Below are 17474 nucleotides of genomic sequence, written 5' to 3'. Positions count from 1 at the left end.
GGCAAGAAGAAAAGGCTTAATTTTATTTTTTTAAACCTAATTACCGCGCAGTTATGAAAAGATTGATTCTCATTATGGTTCTTGGGATTTTTGTATTGGTTTCCACGGTTGTAGCCCAGCAAAAGCCATTTGTATTTGGCGTCAGGTTTGCTCCCAATATAGGTTGGTTGAATCCCGAAGAAAAGGGATTTAAGAACGATGGTGTTCATATTGGTTTTTCCTGGGGAGTGATCACGGAGTTCTTCCTGATGGAAAATTATGCAGTGGTTACAGGTTTTGATGTGGTTTATCTGTATCCTTCCATGAAGTATCCCACTACCCTGAATGTTGATAATTTCACATGGGATGCGGATCTTGAGCGGGATTACCGGCTACGATATGTGGAGATACCTCTTGCCTTGAAGATGCGCACGAATTCGTTCGGAAAGTTTCGTTTTTACGGGATGGTTGGGGTTGGAACCGGGGTATTGCTAAGTGCCCGGGCCGATGACAGGTACTTTTACGGCAATACTGAATATACGCAGGATGACGTGGATATTTACGACCGGATTGTTCTTTTCAGGGAGTCTCTGATCCTGGGATTGGGTTTGGAGTATAGTATAAGTAAGTCGACTGTATTGCATGTAGCCCCTCGTTTTGATAACGGATTTACCAATATATTGAAAGGGGATGACAAGGCAAAGGCGAATTTTGTTGAACTGAGTATTGGAATAGTTTTTTAAAAAGCCGGCTTGTGAAAATAGCATTAGCGCAGATCAATTATCATATTGGAAATTTCGCAGGAAATCTGGATAAGGCCATAAAAGCTTTGGAAAATGCGAAGCAGCATGGAGCTGACCTGATTGTTTTTGCCGAGCTGGCCGTTTCGGGTTATCCTCCCCGCGATTTCCTGGAGTTCAGGGATTTTATTAACCGTTGTTATGATTCGGTGCAGGAATTGGCCGGACATTGCCGGGGCATAGCGGCCATTGTTGGTGCACCCGGCATCAATCCGGAGGACAAAGGCAAAGACCTGCTCAATAGTGCCTATTTCCTGGAAGATGGAGAAATCAAGGATGTGGTACATAAAACTCTTCTTCCCAATTACGATGTTTTTGATGAATACCGCTATTTTGAGCCAAACCGCGAATTCCGGCTTATAGAATATAAGGGCCGGAAGATTGCACTGACCATATGCGAAGATCTCTGGAACATCAGCAATGATCCCCTGTACACGATTAATCCCATGGATGAGCTGATAAAAGGCAGGCCTGATTTCATGGTCAATATTGCTGCTTCTCCTTTCAACTATGATCAGGCTCCCATACGCAGGGATATTTTACTTCGCAATGTAAAGGAATATAAGATTCCATTGTTTTATGTAAATCATGTCGGGGCTCAAACCGAACTGTTGTTTGACGGCGGCTCCATGGTGATAAACAAAAATGCTCAAATCGTAGGTGAACTGGAGTTTTTTCAGGAAGATTTACAGGTTTTTGATCTTGACAGGTTAAATGAGATGCCGGCCATTACGGCAGAAGGTAAGGAACAGGAAAAAACTGCTCTTATCCACGATGCCCTGGTCATGGGCATACGCAACTATTTTGAAAAACTCGGATTTAGCAAGGCCATCCTGGGTCTTTCAGGAGGTATTGATTCTGCAGTGACTCTTGTGCTGGCAGTCAGGGCTCTCGGCAAGGACAATGTGCGTTCGGTATTAATGCCTTCCCGTTTTTCTTCCGGCCATTCCGTTGATGATGCCAGAAAACTGGCTGAGAATCTTGGTAGTCCATATGATATTATCTCCATTGCAGAGCCATACGAAAGCTTTCTTAAAACACTGGATCCGCAGTTTCATGGACTTCCCTTCAATTTGACGGAAGAGAACCTTCAGGCTCGTATCCGGGGTGTGATTCTGATGGCGATATCCAACAAATTCGGGTACATACTATTGAATACTTCCAACAAAAGCGAAGCGGCCGTAGGGTATGGTACTCTTTATGGGGATATGAACGGGGGACTTTCCGTTCTTGGCGATGTTTACAAAACGGATGTTTATGAGCTTGCCAGGTATATGAACCGTGAGGAAGAAATAATTCCTGAAAGCACTATAGTGAAACCACCGTCGGCTGAGTTGAGGCCCGGACAAAAAGATTCCGATTCTCTTCCTGAATACGACATCCTGGATAAAATCCTTTACCAGTATATTGAGAAGCGTAAGGGACCTGCAGAGATCATAGCGATGGGATTTCCTGAAGAAGTGGTTAAACGCACACTAAAACTTGTGAATACCAACGAATACAAGCGTCATCAGACTCCCCCCATTCTGCGTGTATCAACCAAAGCCTTTGGAATGGGCAGAAGGATGCCCATTGTCGGGAAATATCTGTTATAAAGGTTATCTCATGCAAGGAAAATCATCCGCAGAATGGCGGTATCAGAATTTCACCGATTCAACAGCTTTGATTTCCGGAATAGCATTTCTGATGGCTGTTTCCACACCATTTTTTAACGTGATCGTACTGTACGGGCAGGAGCCGCAGGCCCCTTTAAGCTCAACATTAACGATCATATCATCAGTGAGTTCAATAAATTCAATATCTCCACCGTCCTGCTGGATATAAGGACGTATTTGATCAATCACATTTTTAATCTTATCAATAATTTCTTTGTTCTGAACCTGATCCATCGCAATTTTGATTTTAGTTCTTTATTTTAATTCTTACTTTAATTCCTCAAGTCTCTTCAGCACATTCCCGGCAAGTTCTGCAAATGCTTTTCCTTCAGGGGTATCGTTTTTCAGAGCCGAGGGTCTGCCTTTGTCACCTGATTCGCAGACACTCTGAACCAATGGTATTTGTCCGAGAAGAGGAATTCCAGAGCTTTCAGCCAGCTTGCGGCCGCCTTCACGTCCGAAGATAAAGTATTTGTTATCAGGTAATTCAGCCGGAGTAAAATACGACATATTTTCTATCAGACCGAGTATAGGCACCTGAATATCTTTTTGGCTGAACATGCTGAAAGCCTTCCTTGCGTCGGCAAGGGCTACTTCCTGTGGCGTTGTGACAATGGCGACACCTGCAACCGGCACTTCCTGCACCAGAGTAAGATGAATATCACCTGTACCCGGGGGAAGGTCAACTACCAGGAAGTCAAGTTCACCCCAGTCGGCCTCGGTGAACAATTGTTTCAGTGCGTTGGAGGCCATTGGACCTCTCCAGATCAATGCTTTTCCAGGGTCTACAAAAAACCCGATAGAAAGGATTTTAATGCCGTAGTTCTGCACCGGGACTATCCATTGTTTTCCGTTTTCTTCATACACTTCCGGCCGGCTTTTTTCCACATCGAACATGATGGGGATTGAGGGACCGTATATGTCGGCATCCAGAATGCCTGTACGGGCACCCGTTTTTGAAAGGGCAACGGCCAGGTTGGCAGCCACAGTGGATTTACCTACCCCACCTTTACCTGAAGCAACTGCAATAATACTTCCGATCTTATCGAGCGGGTTCCTGGGATATTCAACGCGGGCATCTATATGGGATCCTTTACCTGCTAATTCTTCAACTGCTTTTACGCAGGCATTGAGAACTACATTTTCATTTCGCTCGTCACGTTGCGGAAAGAAAATGGTGAAATGAATATGATCCCCGTGAAGGTGTATATCGCGGATCATGTTTAACGATACTACGTTGTCGTGTTGCGGGAAATAAAGTACCTTTCCCAAAGCTTCCAATACCTGTTCCTTAGTGATACTCATTTTTTTATTTTTAGCAAGGCAAAAGTAATATATTTCTGTAAGGAGAGAAAAAAAGCGGACAGGGTTTTCATCCGGTAGTAAACTCAAACATATGTTTTATTAGGGAGGGATCAGAAGCAAAGCGTTTTCTTGCGATCTTGCATCGCTGATTTTTTTATTCAGCTATTTTAACTAAACTTTGATAATAAGTAGTGAATCTATGAATAATGAAAAGAAATCCGGGAAATTAGCCCTGGGTGTTTCCCTGGGCTTTGCCATTGGGGCAATTGCAGGCACTGTTGCAGGAATTGCAAGCGGGGACCTTGCCGTCTGGCTTTCGGTTGGTATTGGATCAGGGATTGCTCTTGGGGCAGCGATTGGAATCATGACGGGTTCCGGAAAGTAAGCTGGAGTCATAGGGCTTATCAGGCTGGTTTTTGGTACCCATAGTAGATTCAGCATGGTTACCATCACAAACTTTGCAGGTATTTTGTTTTTGTAAGTGAATAAGATGTATATTTACATCTTTCGTAACCTTATATAGTAAAATACTCGTTATGATTGGCAAACCCCGGCTGTTCAGCAGAAAGCTTATGGTTTTTTTTGCTGTGGTTTTGAGCATGCTTATTATTGTTGCTGTTACCATTTACTACCAGCATGAAGCCAAAACTCTACGATCAGAAAAAGAACAGGATTTGGTAGATGTTACAAACCTAAAAACCAATCAGTTAATAAGCTGGAAAAATGAAAGGATATCCGATGCCAGGGTTATTGCTTCCCGGAGATTCCTGAAAGAAAGAATAATGCAATGGATTAACGACAGGGATAATCCTGAATTACTGGAGCCAATTATTGAAGATCTCAAGCTACCTAAGGATGAGTATAATTATGAAGCAATATTTCTGGCTTCACCTGAGGGAGAGCTTTTTCATGGAACGGGAAGCAACCTGGATAGTTTTGGAGAGGTTACCCAAAAGATGATTACCGGTGTTGCGGAGCAGGGGGTAATTATGAGCACTGATTTTTATTTTTGCCGTGAAGGTCAGTCAATACATTACGATGTTCTGGCTCCTTTAACGGACAAATCGGGTAAGGTCTTTGCTGTACTGGTCATGCGTATGCAACCCGAAACCTTTATATTTCCTTTGATGCAATCATGGCCATCTAAAAGTATCACGGCTGAGACATTTATTATCAGGCAGGATGGAGACAGTGTGGTCTTTCTGAATGATCTCAGGCATAAGCCCGGATCGGCATTGAACCTGAAAGCATCCTTATCGGACAACGACCTTCCTGCGGTGAAAGCCGTAAAGGGTCAGGAGGGTTTTGTGGAAGGTTTGGATTACAGGGGTGAAAAAGTGCTTGCCTTTATAAAGAGGGTACCGGAAACTCCCTGGTATATGATAGCAAAGTATGATGTTTCAGAGATTTATGGTCCTCTGCATAAAAAAATGCCGGGTATATTGATATTTGTGATTTTAAGTGTATCACTGGTAATAATGAGTGTTTCCTGGATTTACAGGAACCGGCAGGCCAATATTTACAAAAGCTTATGGCTTAGCCAGGAAGAATTCAGGATCATATTGGATAATATCGGAGATGGAGTAATGGCTACTGACACAAAAGGCCGGATACAATATCTCAATCCCATTGCTGAAGATTTAACCGGATGGGTACAGAAACATGCCAGAAGTAAGAATATTTTAGAAGTGTTTAATATTATAAATGAAGAAACACGCACCAGGGTTGAAAATCCCGTTGACAGGGTTATCCAGGAAGGAGTAATAATAGGGCTGGCAAATCATACATTGCTTGTCCGGAAAGATGGAACAGAGATACCCATTGCCGACAGTGGGGCTCCCATAAAAGATGAGAAGGGGGAGATCATAGGTGCTGTCCTGGTTTTCAGGGACCAATCGGAGGACAGGAAAATACAAAAGGAAATCAGGCAGAGCGAGGAGAAATTTGCCATGGCATTTAAGTCTTCCCCTTATGCCATAACCATAACACGTCCATCCGACGGGAAGATTATTGAAGTTAATGAAGAGTTTTTCAATATTACCGGATATACCCGAAAAGAAATCATTGGTTTTACCACTATAGATCTTCAATTGTGGGTAAATGAAGAAGACAGGAAATACGTTGTAAATGAAATGCTGCAAGGAAGGATGGTTAGTGGTAAAGAATTCCTTTTCAGGAAAAAGTCGGGAGAGCAATTGACCGGATTGTATTCCTCGGGAATTATATCTATTGGAACGGAAAAATACATCCTGTCAAGTATTAATGATATCACTTCGCGCAAGAAATCAGAGATAATCCAGGAAATGCAGTATAAAATTGCCCATTCCCTGGTAACTGCCAGAACTCTGAATGAGTTATATGAAGTCGCCAGGCATGAACTGAGTGCTCTTCTTGATACACGGAATGTATTTATAGCCTTCTATAAAGAGGATACGAATATGTTATTTAGTCCCTTTGAATATGACGAAAAGGGGGAAGATCCTCAGTCATGGCCTGTGGAGAAGTCGTTGACCGGAAAGGTCATTACTGAAAAAAGATCGATATTGTTATCAAAAGAAGAAATCCTGGCGCTTTCCAGGAAGAAGGAGATCAATTTATATGGAGCAAGGGCGGAACAATGGCTCGGGGTTCCCCTGATTATAGAAGGAAGGGTGATCGGGGCTATAGTTCTTCAAAGTTATGATAATCCGGCGGCTTACAATCAATCGAGTGTGGAGGTTCTGGAAATTATAGCCTCTCAGTTAAGCTTATATATTGAGCGTAAGAAATCAGAAGAATCGGCGATAAAACTATCCAAGGCTGTGACACAGAGTCCGGTAAGTGTTGTGATCACAGATATCAATGGAAATATTGAATATGTTAATCCAAAGTTTACCGAATTAACCGGATATGGCCTGGAAGAAGTTTTGGGTAAGAATCCTAGTATTCTCAAATCAGGCAAGCAAACACAAGAATTCTATAAAAACCTGTGGGATACGATATTATCCGGAAAGGAATGGGTTGGAGAATTCCTGAATAAAAGGAAGAATGGAGATCTTTTCTGGGAACAGGCATCCATCAGCCCGATATTTAACGATGAAGGAGTGATAACTCATTTTGTTTCTTTGAAAGAAGATATAACAGAGAAAAAGAAAATGATCGGGGATCTCATCGAAGCCCGTGATAAAGCAGAAGCGGCAAACCGTCTGAAAACCGCTTTTTTGAATAATATCTCTCATGAGATTCGTACTCCGTTGAATGGCATTATGGGTTTTGCTGACCTAATATCCAAGGAAGATATCACAGGGGACGAGAAATCAGCCTTCCTAAATCTTCTTCGTGCAAGCAGCGACCGCCTGCTGAATACCATTAATGATTACATGGACATTTCCCTTCTTACTTCAGGGAGCATGGTGGTGAATAAGAAGACTTTCGGAATACAAAATCTTATTATGCGTTTGATGGATCAGTTTGTTTCCAAATGCAATGCAAAAAACCTGGAGCTCATAATAGATTTACCTAAAGAGTCAAAATGGATGATATTTTCCGATGAGGAATTACTCCGGAAAGCTATGGCACATCTGGTTGATAATGCCGTTAAGTTTACCCGTAAAGGATCTGTTACTCTTGGATATAAAATTTCAGATAAAAACTTTGAAATATTTGTAAAGGATACCGGCCCAGGTATTAAGGCCGATATGAAAAAAATGGTATTTGAAATGTTTATCCAGACCGATTCGAGCACTACGAGAGGATATGAAGGTAGCGGATTGGGGTTGTCAATAGTTAAAGGTATAGCTGAATTATTGGGAGGCAACGTTCAACTGGAATCGGAAGAAGGCAGGGGTACTGCAGTCAATCTTGTTCTTACCGGGATTGAAATCCGGAAAGAAACAGGGGAATCATCTGTCAAAACCAGTTCTGTTCAGGATAAAAAGCGCATTTTAATAGTAGAAGACGAACCATCGAACTCTCTTTATCTCGAAACAGTGATGGCTCGTGCCGGTATTCAGACAATATCAGCCGAAAACGGTCAGGAAGCAGTGGAGATTTGTAAAAAGCATCCGGACATTGCATTAGTTTTTATGGATTTGAAAATGCCACTTATGGACGGTTTCCGGGCAACCCGGATGATAAAGGATATCCGGCCGGAGCTTCCGGTTATTGCTATAACAGCCTATGCCATGAGTGGAGATGAATCACGTGCCAGGGATGCCGGTTGTGATGATTACCTGTCGAAACCGGTTAGGAAAGAATTGCTTTTCAGGAAGCTTGAGGAATACAAAGTGTTGGAGTAGAGAAAGGTATCTGCCAAATATGTTTATGTGGCCTAAAATTCAAACCCAACATTAAAGAATAGTCCCGGTGCAGAGTTAATATTGGATCCCATCACAGTTACTTCTATCGGACCGATAAAACTGTAATATCCAAAGGTTAATCCGTAGCCAAACATGATGTTCTCGGATTTGATAAGATCATCCAGTTCCATTTCATTGGAGCCCAGGTCGCTGCGGGCGGTCAGGTAAAGGTTTTTATAAACATTGTACTGGAGCTTTAGCCTGGCAATGGCACTGTATAAACCTATCGATTGCACAAAGCTTACACCGGTAAAAGGCACAAGGTTTTCCATATAATTGATCGGCATGAGTCCTCCCACACCGAACCAATGTTGAATAGGCGGAAGATCCTGTCGTAAGGTACCACCCAGGAATGTGCCGGGCTTTAACGTAAATCGTTTGGTAAGACGAAGGTTTTGATTGTAGTTCAAATAATACATGAACGAATTGGTGAATAATTCTCGTGACCAGTTGTTTCCAAGGGGGAATATATAGCTAACATTCAGATTGCTTTCGAATCCTGTAGTGGAGTAATACGGCTTGTCGCGGGTATCCGTTTTAAAAGAAACAAACCCGCTGGCATAAGCATTAAAGTCGGACATAGACTTCAAAGTCTCATCCGGTATTTCAGGTTTCAGGCTGAAATACTCCAGCTGTACTCCGGCTCTGAAGCGATACAGATTATCTACAACCGAAGATGCAAAAACGGAGGTCTTGTAATTAATAAACCTTAATGTATTGACTTTTACATCCTTGTCGAAATAATCAAAGCGAAATGAATAGAAATCCAGTTCCAGCCCTGGCCCTACTTTCGGGCCGTTGCTGATAAGGTACAGCATTTTAAACCTGGGATTGGGACCAAGTATAAGACTTGAGAACAATTTGCTCCGGTTTCCCAGTATATTCCTGAAAACTGCACTTACTAAAACGCTGCCCTCGTAATCATTGTCGTATCGCAGTGAAGCGGAGAAATAGCCCGGATCACCTTCGAGCAGGTTTATGATAAGATTGGCTTCACCGTTTCCCAGGGGCTCCAGTTCATAATACACGTGCTGGAAAAACCGGGTTCCGTAAAGCCGGGTAACGGTTTCTTCAATTTCTTCAAGCTTGACTTCCGAATTCTCCATCTTTTCGAAAAAGTTATCCAGGAAAATGGTCGACATCCTGTCTTTACCTATATAAATAACTTTCCGGATAAAGACTTTATCAAGGGGTTTAGCATTGAACTCTTTAAGTGGTACATATTCAATGGCATTCAGTGAGTCGGCCAGTTTTTTTATTTTATCGTAATGTTGCCGGGCAACCCTTTCTCCATAAGCGATAATGGAATCGTACATGGTAAAGTCCATGATGCCTTGTGAGACATGATATTGAATATTCAGGTCGATGATTTTAAATGCTTCTTCATTTGCAGGAACGCGTGTGAACGAAATAACCTGATCAAGAACTGCTGTAATAGTATGCAAATTATTGATATCATGAGTAAGCCCGCTTTGGACATTTCCTCCGATGATCAGCTGGGCGCCCATTTCCTGAACCTGCCTGGCCGGATAATTATCTACCACTCCGCCATCTACCAGGTATTTGCCATTGTATTCCATAGGTGAAAAATACCCCGGGATTGACATGCTGGCCCTGACCGCATTGGGCAGGTATCCCGTTTTTAGTGTTACCGCTTCTCCTGTTAAAAGATCAGTGCCTACGCAAAGGAATGGTGTGGGTAAATGACTGAAATCCTTTATGTCATAGGCAGGAGACAAATATTTATTTAATAGCAAATTGACTTGCTGCCCTCTGTATAATGAGCTTTTCAATCCAATTTTTCTCTTTTTATAGGGGAGGGTAATAATGGACTTCTCCATGAATTCCTTTTCTTCAAAAGCCACAAACCTTCTTGCAACTTCATCTTTCAGAACCATATCCCAATCCTGTGAACGTATCATTTGTTCAATGGCATCCGGACTATATCCAACGGCATAAAGAGAAGCCATGATGCTCCCAATGGATGTTCCTCCGATGTAATCAATATGCAGGCCTGCTTCCTGCAAAGCCCTGAACAATCCTACGTATACAAATCCTTTGGCCCCACCACCGCTCAAAACCAAACCAACTTTCGGCCTGACAGGCTTTTCATTGTCTGTCTTGATTTCCTGATCTGCCTGAACTCTGAAAATGAACAGATAAAGTAACAGTAGGGTTAAAAATGAATGTTTTATCATGGAATTTTCGATAAAGACTAATTGATAAAAATAGGGAAATAGTTAAATGTTCTACTAACTTTCAGTTTATTTTTTATGAAAATCGAGAATGATTAATATCAAGTTACCTGCTCTATGGTTGCAGGATGCAGGTAGCAGGTTACAGGCTACAGGGTAGTGTGGGTGATGAGTGATGAGTGATGAGTGATGAGTTGTCGCTTGCAACCTGTCGCCTGTAACTTTGTGTTAATGTTTCCTGTTACTCATATAATATTTTATCCATGTGTTGTTTAAATGTGATCTCTGAATTCTGAGATCTCCTTTACGGGATCCCAAAAATACCGATGAAAGTCAATAATTCTGTCATTTTCAATTTTTATACCCTCACTTTCAAGCAATTGCTGCATAATATCCGGTCCTCCGAAATGATGCTTTCCGGTGAGCACTCCGTTTCTGTTCACCACCCTGTGAGCAGGAATAGCGAGGCCTGCAGTATGGGAGTTGTTCATGGCCCAGCCTACCATCCGAGCCGATCCGCCGGATCCAAGGAAACGGGCAATTGCCCCGTAACTGGTGACTCGTCCGTAAGGGATGAGCTTAGTTACTGCATATACCTTTTCGAAAAAGGATGAATTAGCATCCATGTCAGTCTTGCTTTAATCTGAAATTCAGGTAATTTATTTTTTTACCTTCTTCCAGGAACATAGCCTCGTAAAATGTTGTGATGTTTTTAACTTCCTCGGGTGCATCGGCATTGTAAACATCATTGGTCATATAATTTAGATTATGCCCGAAAGTTTTGATCACCGAGAGCGTATATTCAAACAATCCGGTATCGTCGGTTTTCAGATGTATCTGGTGTTCAGGCTGCAGGATGGTTTTATATCTCTCCAGGAATTCGGGGGAAGTGAGTCTTTTCTTTTCTCTTGACAGCTGGGGTTGTGGATCAGGGAAGGTAAGCCAGATTTCGGAAATCTCCTGAGGTGCAAACAGGAATCCGATCAGGTTGATGCGGGTGCGAATAAATGCTACATTGGTCATTTGCCTGTCGTTCGAATATTTGCAACCTTTCCACATTCTGGCGCCTTTAATGTCAATGCCAATATAGTTTTTTTCAGGATACCGCTCAGCCAGTCCGGTTGTATATTCACCTTTTCCGCAACCCAGTTCGAGGGTTATGGGATGATCATTGTTGAAAAAATCCGTTCTCCATTTCCCGCGTAGATAATATCCGTCTTTCAAATCCACATACTGTGGCTGGAACATGTTCGGGAAGGTTTGGTTTTCCGAGAACCGTAACAGCTTTTTCTTAACCACTTCAGCAATGTCTGTTTTTCAGTATATAAATCGGTTAGTTATTCACTCAGCAGCCAGGCATTAGGTTTACCGGTACTGCGTATATTGCGAAGAAATTTCAAAGCTTCCTGCCGATCGGTAAAACTGCCGATACTAACCCTGAAGTGGCCTGTTTTCGAGGGGCCTACAACGGATGTGTTGAATCCTTCTGCAGCAAGTTCGTCAGCGTAATGGGAAGCCAACTCCCGTGTATCGTATGATGAAACGATCACATGAAAATGGGGTTTTTCCGTAGCTGTTTGCTCAATGATTTCAGGTTCGGGGGCAGGGGTAGGAGCAGGCTTTGACTCCAGGATGGTATCCGTCTTTTCACTTTGGGCCTGCTGATCTACCGATAAGGGTTGTGTGTCTGGTTGGACTGCTTCATCAGGGAGCTGGGCCGGTGGTTCTTCCGATCCCTGCCGGTTGGTTTCCTGATTTTGTTCAACCGGTTGTGATGGCTTATGGAATAATGAAAAGCCGAATGGGTCTATAAGTAAAAAGGCAATGATGAGCACGGCTAATGCTGCTATAGCTCCTATTACGATCTTTTTGGTTTTATTCCCAGGCATCTGGGATAGACTTTCAGGTTGATCCGATCTCCTCCGTTTCACGGGTTTTATCGTAATGGGTGATGAATTGGCCGCTTCAGGTGTATAATTTTGCTTTCGATCGGGTTCGAAAACTATCTTCAGGTCTTTGTCCATCGATAATATCCCGATCTGGTTTAAAAAGACCCTTTGACCTTTCTTCAGTGCATCAACGATTTTCCCGACGTAATCACTAATTTCCCGTGCTGCTTCGTTAAGGCTTATCTCTTCCTGTTCAGCAATGAAATTCTCCAGAATGGTGTCGCTTGCCTCTCTGTTTTCTGTAAATTCTACGATTTTTGCAGGAGGAACCATTGTTTTTTTCCTGGGATCGTAAAAAGCAGGTTCATATTTCGTGGTAAACACGCCGAGCGACGGGATTACCAGACTATCCTGCCGGTAGAGTAGCGTTCTGATATGGGTGTTGATGTTCATGATTGGTGGTTTATATCACGAAATTATAATTGTTTGGGTTTCTTTTTCAGGATATAGATAAGTTGTTCAAGGTCTTCCGGTGTATCAACCGAAAGGTTCTCATGATCTGTTACTTTGCTATATATTTTATAGCCATATTCCATCCAGCGAAGTTGCTCGAGTGATTCTGCCTTCTCCAGCTGACCTGCTGGGAGAGTAACAAGTTTAAGCAGGGTTTTTACTTTGTAGGCGTATATTCCCAGATGGCGGTAGAAATTATGTTGCAAAAGCCATTCATCGCGGGGTATATCCCGAAGGAATGGGATGGTTGACCGGCTAAAGTACATAACGGATCCATCGATATCCACAACGGCCTTTACTTTGTTCGGGTTAAACAGTTCTTCGGCATTGGTGATACGATAAATGAGGGTAGCGATCTCAATGTGGGGATCGGTAAAGCAGGAGGTGAGCAGGCGCAGTTGACCGGCATCCATGAAGGGTTCATCACCCTGGATGTTAATGATTACGTCTTCGGGATTTATTTCGCCGGATTGCAATAAAAGCCGGGTTGCTTCCCCACAGCGTTCTGTTCCGGATGAATGATCGGGAGAGGTCATAATCACCCTGGCTCCGGATGCTTTTGCTGTTTCTTCAATGCGTAGATCGTCGGTGGCAACGACAGTCAGAGAGGTAATTCCGGAATTATGAACGCTATCGTATGTATGGCAGATCATAGGTTTTCCCATGATATCCGCCAGAGGCTTTCCGGGAAAGCGGCTGGATGCATATCGGGCAGGTATGATACCGATAAAATTCATCTATTCCGGGTTAAAACAATCCGAATAACTCTGCATTGATCTTCTCAATAACGGTCCCCAGATCCTTGGGGTTATCTGCAAAATTTATATTATCAACGGGAATGGTAAGCAGTTTGCCAGGTTTATACTTTGCTATCCATGATTCGTACCGGTCATTCAGGCTGTTCAGATAATCCAGCCGGATCGATGCTTCATAAACCCTCCCTCTTTTCTGGATTTGCTTGACAAGGTTAGGTACGCTGGATTTTAAGTAAATTAACAGATCTGGCGGTTTTATAAATGAACTGATAAGTTCAAACAGAGCACTGTAATTTTCAAAATCACGTGTCGACATGAGATTCATCGCATGAAGGTTAGGAGCAAAGATATAGGCATCCTCGAAAATAGTCCTGTCCTGGATAACATGCTTCTGACTTTTATGAATTTCAATGATCTGACGAAACCTGCTGTTAAGGAAATATATCTGCAGGTTGAACGACCACCTCTGCATGTCGCTATAGAAACTATGCAGATATGGATTGGACTCAACATCCTCATAACTGGCCTCCCATCCGTAATGTTTGGCCAGAAGCCCTGTCAAGGTGGTTTTCCCTGAACCAATATTTCCTGCTACCGCAATGTGCATATAGTATTGAATTTTGGACGTTACTAATATAAATAATTTTCCGGTTCAGCGAATGGAATATATCTTTAGTTCATCATTCATCAGCAGAAAGATTCTTTTATCCCTGCCAGCGGTTAAGATACTGAATCCTCTCGAATCCTTTTCAGGAAGTGAGAATGTTTCTTCCATCATGGTTGCCGGATCAAGTATGATTCCCTTGTCTTTATCACTGAAGACAATCATTCTGTTAAGTATTTGAAAACTGCTTAATCCTGCAGTCTTAATCCTTTTATTGAATGTCCCGTATTTATCAAAGATAAAAATGCCCAGTTTCGGATCGTTCAAATAGAGAATATTATCCCGTTCTACCATAAAGTCAGGTTCAACATTCATTCCGCTTGCTTTGAAGAGATTGCCGGAGCGGTCTCCCTGGACAAGGTACTGATCGTAGCGGAAAAGCTCCAGAAAAGGCGGGAGGTAGAGCCATATCCCATTTTGATAAGAACTGCAGGCAAGGGAGGCAAGTTCCATACCAAGGTCTGTCAGGTTGACACTGGAAACCGGGCTGAGAGTATTGTCAAGCCACTCAATTATCCCGAAGTCTTCATAGTAAACAAGTGTCTTAAACGGATCTCCTGCATCCACAAAACTGATTTCTCCTTTCATCATGGGGCTATAGTCAAACTTGGCGTTCCCGTTTAAGTCATATTTTTTAAGATTGCTTCCGTTCACGAGGTAAATATTTCCCAGTTCGTCACTTGTAAAAAAGGTGAAATTACCTTTTATGCTTTGAAGGTGAGTAAAACTCCATTCCTGGGAAAACAGGGAGGATTTGGCAATCAGCATTGATCCCGAAAATAAAAGCAAAAGAACAAATATCCGGTTAAGCATTATGGTCTGTATTTAACAGGGGTAAAATCTCATCAATGTATTTGCGGTTGTTGGATAATCGTGGAACCTTGTTTTGTCCGCCCAGTTTCCCTCTTTCCTTCATCCATCGGTAAAATGTATTGGCAGGGGCCATGTGAATGATAGGAGGTTTCAGGATCATGTTTTTGTATCGTTTGGCTTCATAATCCGAATTCAGCGATTTCAATGCATTGTCGAGTGTTTCACAGAAATAATCGGGATTTTGCGGTGGTCTTTCAAATTCTATAACCCATTCATGGGCTGCATTGTTTTCCTGATCGAAAAACCGGGGTGCTGCTGTATAATCGGTGACGGATGAATGACATTTGGCATTGGCAATGGCTAAGGCCTGCTCGGCATTGTCAATAATGAGTTCTTCACCAAACGTGTTGATATAGTGCTTGGTTCTTCCCGTGATCTGAATGCGGTAAGGGTTCAGGGAGGTAAACCGGATGGTATCGCCAATCATATATCTCCACAGGCCTGCGTTGGTGGAGATGATCAATGCATAATGCGGCCCTTTTTCTACCTCATCCAGGGTAAGAACCTTTGCTCCGGGTTGGCCGACCTCTTCAAGAGGCATGAACTCATAGTAAATCCCATAATCGAGCATCAATAAGAGTTCTTTGGAGCCGATAATATCCTGAAGTCCGAAAAATCCTTCCGATGCATTGTAGGTTTCCAGATAACGCATCTTTCCTGATGGAATGATCTTCTCAAATTGTCCGATATAGGGAAGGAAGCTAACCCCTCCGTGAAAAAACACTTCAAGATTAGGCCATATATCCAGGATACTGTCTTTACCGGTGATCTCCATTATTCTTTTCAGGAGCAACAGTGTCCAGGATGGAACACCCGATATTGAAGTAACATTATGGGGGATGGTCGCATGAGCCATCTGCTCAATTTTTGCTTCCCACTCATCCATCAGTGCGAGGCTCCGTTTTGGCACCCGGATGAATTCTGCCCAGTAAGGCAGGTTTTGTATGATGATCGCAGAGAGGTCGCCTACGTAGTATTCTTCGTTGTCGATCTCGTTGATCCGGTGACTCCCGCCCATCGCCAAACCCCTGCCATCGAAAAGCAATGTCTCAGGAAAATTATTGCAATAGATCGATAACATATCTTTGCCCCCTTTAAAATGGCATTCCTCCAACGATTCTGTACTTACGGGGATAAACTTGGATTTATCACCCGTGGTTCCTGAAGACTTAGCGAACCATTTAATAGCAGTAGGCCAGAGCAGCTTTTGTTCACCCTGCATAAGGCGCTCTATATATGGTTTTAAACTTTCATAATCATTAACAGGAACCCGGCTTCTGTAATCTTCCGGCGTTCGGATGGAAGAATAATCATATTTCAAACCCCATTCTGTATCCCGGGCTGTTTGTATCAGCTTTTTAAACCATTCCGACTGCACATCATGCGGATACTTCATGAATAGATCAATCTGATGTATCCTCTTTTTCATTAACCAGGATATGACGGAATTTATAAGAGCCATGTATTATAGATTATAAGGGACAGATTTCAAAATTAATATAAAATCGCGAATTATGGGAATTTGCTAACTTTGGTTCTATGATTGCCTTTCCAAATGCCAAGATCAACCTGGGACTCAGGGTATATGGCAAAAGAGATGACGGATACCATAATATTGAGACCATTATGGTTCCTGTTGACTATTGTGATATTCTGGAAATTGTAGTTTCACCTGACGGAGAACCGTTGTATACGTTCACCGGAATTGTGCTTCCGGGAAAAAGCCCGGATAATTTGGTTGTCAGGGCTTACAGCAGGTTGCAGAAGCAGTTTGGCCTGCCTCCCGTTCATTTGCATTTGCATAAGGCCATACCTTTCCAGGCGGGTTTGGGCGGGGGGTCGTCCGATGCTGCTTTCACAATCATGATGCTGAATAAACTTTTCAAGCTTGACTTGAATACTGAAGAAATGCAAGCTCATGCATCAGTTTTGGGCAGCGATTGTCCTTTTTTCATCAGGAATCAGGCATCACTTGCTACCGGAAGGGGTGAAATAATTAATCCTCTAAGTCTGTCTTTAGCCGGTTTGACTATCCTGATCGTGAAACCTCCTGTTGAGGTTAGCACTGCTGAAGCCTATGCAAATATTGATTATTCTTCAGGCAGGAATGCATTGGCTGATTATCTTAATACACCGGTTGAAAAATGGAGAGATCACTTTGTTAATGACTTTGAACACTTTGTTTTTAGCAGATTTCCGGAAGTTGCAGCCATTAAGGAAAAGATGTACGCATCGGGTGCTCTGTTTGCTCAGATGAGTGGGAGCGGATCCGCAGTGTACGGGATTTTTGAAGAGGGCAAAATTCCTGAAAATGAATTTCCTGGATTTATTTCCAAAAGATGCAGAGCAATATGATCATTTTGGGGCACTGCGGATCAGGAAATAGGCTACTATACCAAATATTATATTAGGGACCCAGGCTCCCAGAAAGGGAGTTAATATACCACTGGTGGCAAAGACGGTTGTAATCTTCATGAAAAGTATGAAAGTAAAAGTAAGGCCAATGCCC

The 17474-nt window shown here is 42.7% G+C and carries 15 protein-coding genes; 5 read left to right on the top strand and 10 right to left on the bottom strand.

Translation table 11 applies throughout. The features are described 5' to 3' along the window. Positions 1–53 precede the first annotated feature (53 nt). Entirely contained in the window at positions 54–722 is a 669-nt protein-coding gene (locus KKA81_02580; GenBank protein ID MBU2649796.1) for a PorT family protein, read from the top strand. A gap of 11 nt (positions 723–733) precedes the next feature. Continuing rightward, complete coding sequence (locus KKA81_02575; GenBank protein MBU2649795.1) at positions 734–2374, top strand: NAD+ synthase; 1641 nt, start codon at positions 734–736, stop codon at positions 2372–2374. Positions 2375–2416: 42 nt separating this feature from the next. Here KKA81_02575 and KKA81_02570 read toward each other — a convergent pair whose 3' ends face one another. Further along, positions 2417–2668, bottom strand: a complete 252-nt coding sequence (locus tag KKA81_02570) for a NifU family protein (GenBank protein MBU2649794.1) — start codon at positions 2666–2668, stop codon at positions 2417–2419. A 33-nt stretch (positions 2669–2701) separates the two neighbouring features. Beyond that, positions 2702–3739 (bottom strand): Mrp/NBP35 family ATP-binding protein, encoded by a 1038-nt coding sequence (locus tag KKA81_02565; protein ID MBU2649793.1) that lies wholly within the window; start codon positions 3737–3739, stop codon positions 2702–2704. Positions 3740–3938: 199 nt separating this feature from the next. Here KKA81_02565 and KKA81_02560 point away from each other — a divergent pair, with 199 nt between their 5' ends. Together KKA81_02560 and KKA81_02555 are read left to right on the top strand one after the other, a co-directional pair. After that, a complete protein-coding gene (locus KKA81_02560) occupies positions 3939–4124 on the top strand; it encodes a hypothetical protein (GenBank protein MBU2649792.1) in 186 nt (61 codons plus the stop codon). 151 nt (positions 4125–4275) lie between these two features. Then, complete coding sequence (locus KKA81_02555; GenBank protein ID MBU2649791.1) at positions 4276–8016, top strand: PAS domain S-box protein; 3741 nt, start codon at positions 4276–4278, stop codon at positions 8014–8016. A 32-nt stretch (positions 8017–8048) separates the two neighbouring features. On the opposite strand, the gene KKA81_02550 is transcribed toward KKA81_02555, so the two are convergent. The 8 genes from KKA81_02550 to KKA81_02515 all read right to left on the bottom strand — a co-directional run bounded on the left by KKA81_02550 (position 8049) and on the right by KKA81_02515 (position 16427). Next, entirely contained in the window at positions 8049–10274 is a 2226-nt protein-coding gene (locus tag KKA81_02550; GenBank protein MBU2649790.1) for a patatin-like phospholipase family protein, read from the bottom strand. A 269-nt stretch (positions 10275–10543) separates the two neighbouring features. Then, entirely contained in the window at positions 10544–10897 is a 354-nt protein-coding gene (locus KKA81_02545; GenBank protein MBU2649789.1) for an MGMT family protein, read from the bottom strand. A gap of 1 nt (position 10898) precedes the next feature. Next, complete coding sequence (gene trmB, locus KKA81_02540) at positions 10899–11570, bottom strand: tRNA (guanosine(46)-N7)-methyltransferase TrmB (GenBank protein ID MBU2649788.1); 672 nt, start codon at positions 11568–11570, stop codon at positions 10899–10901. A gap of 38 nt (positions 11571–11608) precedes the next feature. Continuing rightward, entirely contained in the window at positions 11609–12613 is a 1005-nt protein-coding gene (locus KKA81_02535) for an SPOR domain-containing protein (GenBank protein MBU2649787.1), read from the bottom strand. 23 nt (positions 12614–12636) lie between these two features. Then, complete coding sequence (gene kdsB, locus KKA81_02530) at positions 12637–13410, bottom strand: 3-deoxy-manno-octulosonate cytidylyltransferase (GenBank protein ID MBU2649786.1); 774 nt, start codon at positions 13408–13410, stop codon at positions 12637–12639. Positions 13411–13420: 10 nt separating this feature from the next. Beyond that, positions 13421–14035, bottom strand: coding sequence for a deoxynucleoside kinase (locus KKA81_02525; protein ID MBU2649785.1), 615 nt, complete (start codon positions 14033–14035; stop codon positions 13421–13423). Positions 14036–14080: 45 nt separating this feature from the next. Then, on the bottom strand, positions 14081–14905 hold the full coding sequence (locus KKA81_02520; GenBank protein MBU2649784.1) for a hypothetical protein: 825 nt from the start codon (positions 14903–14905) through the stop codon (positions 14081–14083). Continuing rightward, positions 14898–16427 (bottom strand): GH3 auxin-responsive promoter family protein, encoded by a 1530-nt coding sequence (locus KKA81_02515; protein ID MBU2649783.1) that lies wholly within the window; start codon positions 16425–16427, stop codon positions 14898–14900. Before KKA81_02515 ends, KKA81_02520 begins: the two co-directional genes overlap by 8 nt. 77 nt (positions 16428–16504) lie before the next feature. On the opposite strand from KKA81_02515, the gene KKA81_02510 reads away from it, so the two are divergent. Then, positions 16505–17320 (top strand): 4-(cytidine 5'-diphospho)-2-C-methyl-D-erythritol kinase, encoded by an 816-nt coding sequence (locus KKA81_02510; protein MBU2649782.1) that lies wholly within the window; start codon positions 16505–16507, stop codon positions 17318–17320. Positions 17321–17474 lie beyond the last annotated feature (154 nt).

This window comes from Bacteroidota bacterium (assembly GCA_018831055.1).
Classification (GTDB): domain Bacteria; phylum Bacteroidota; class Bacteroidia; order Bacteroidales; family B18-G4; genus M55B132.
This window is presented reverse-complemented; position numbering and strand designations above follow the sequence as displayed.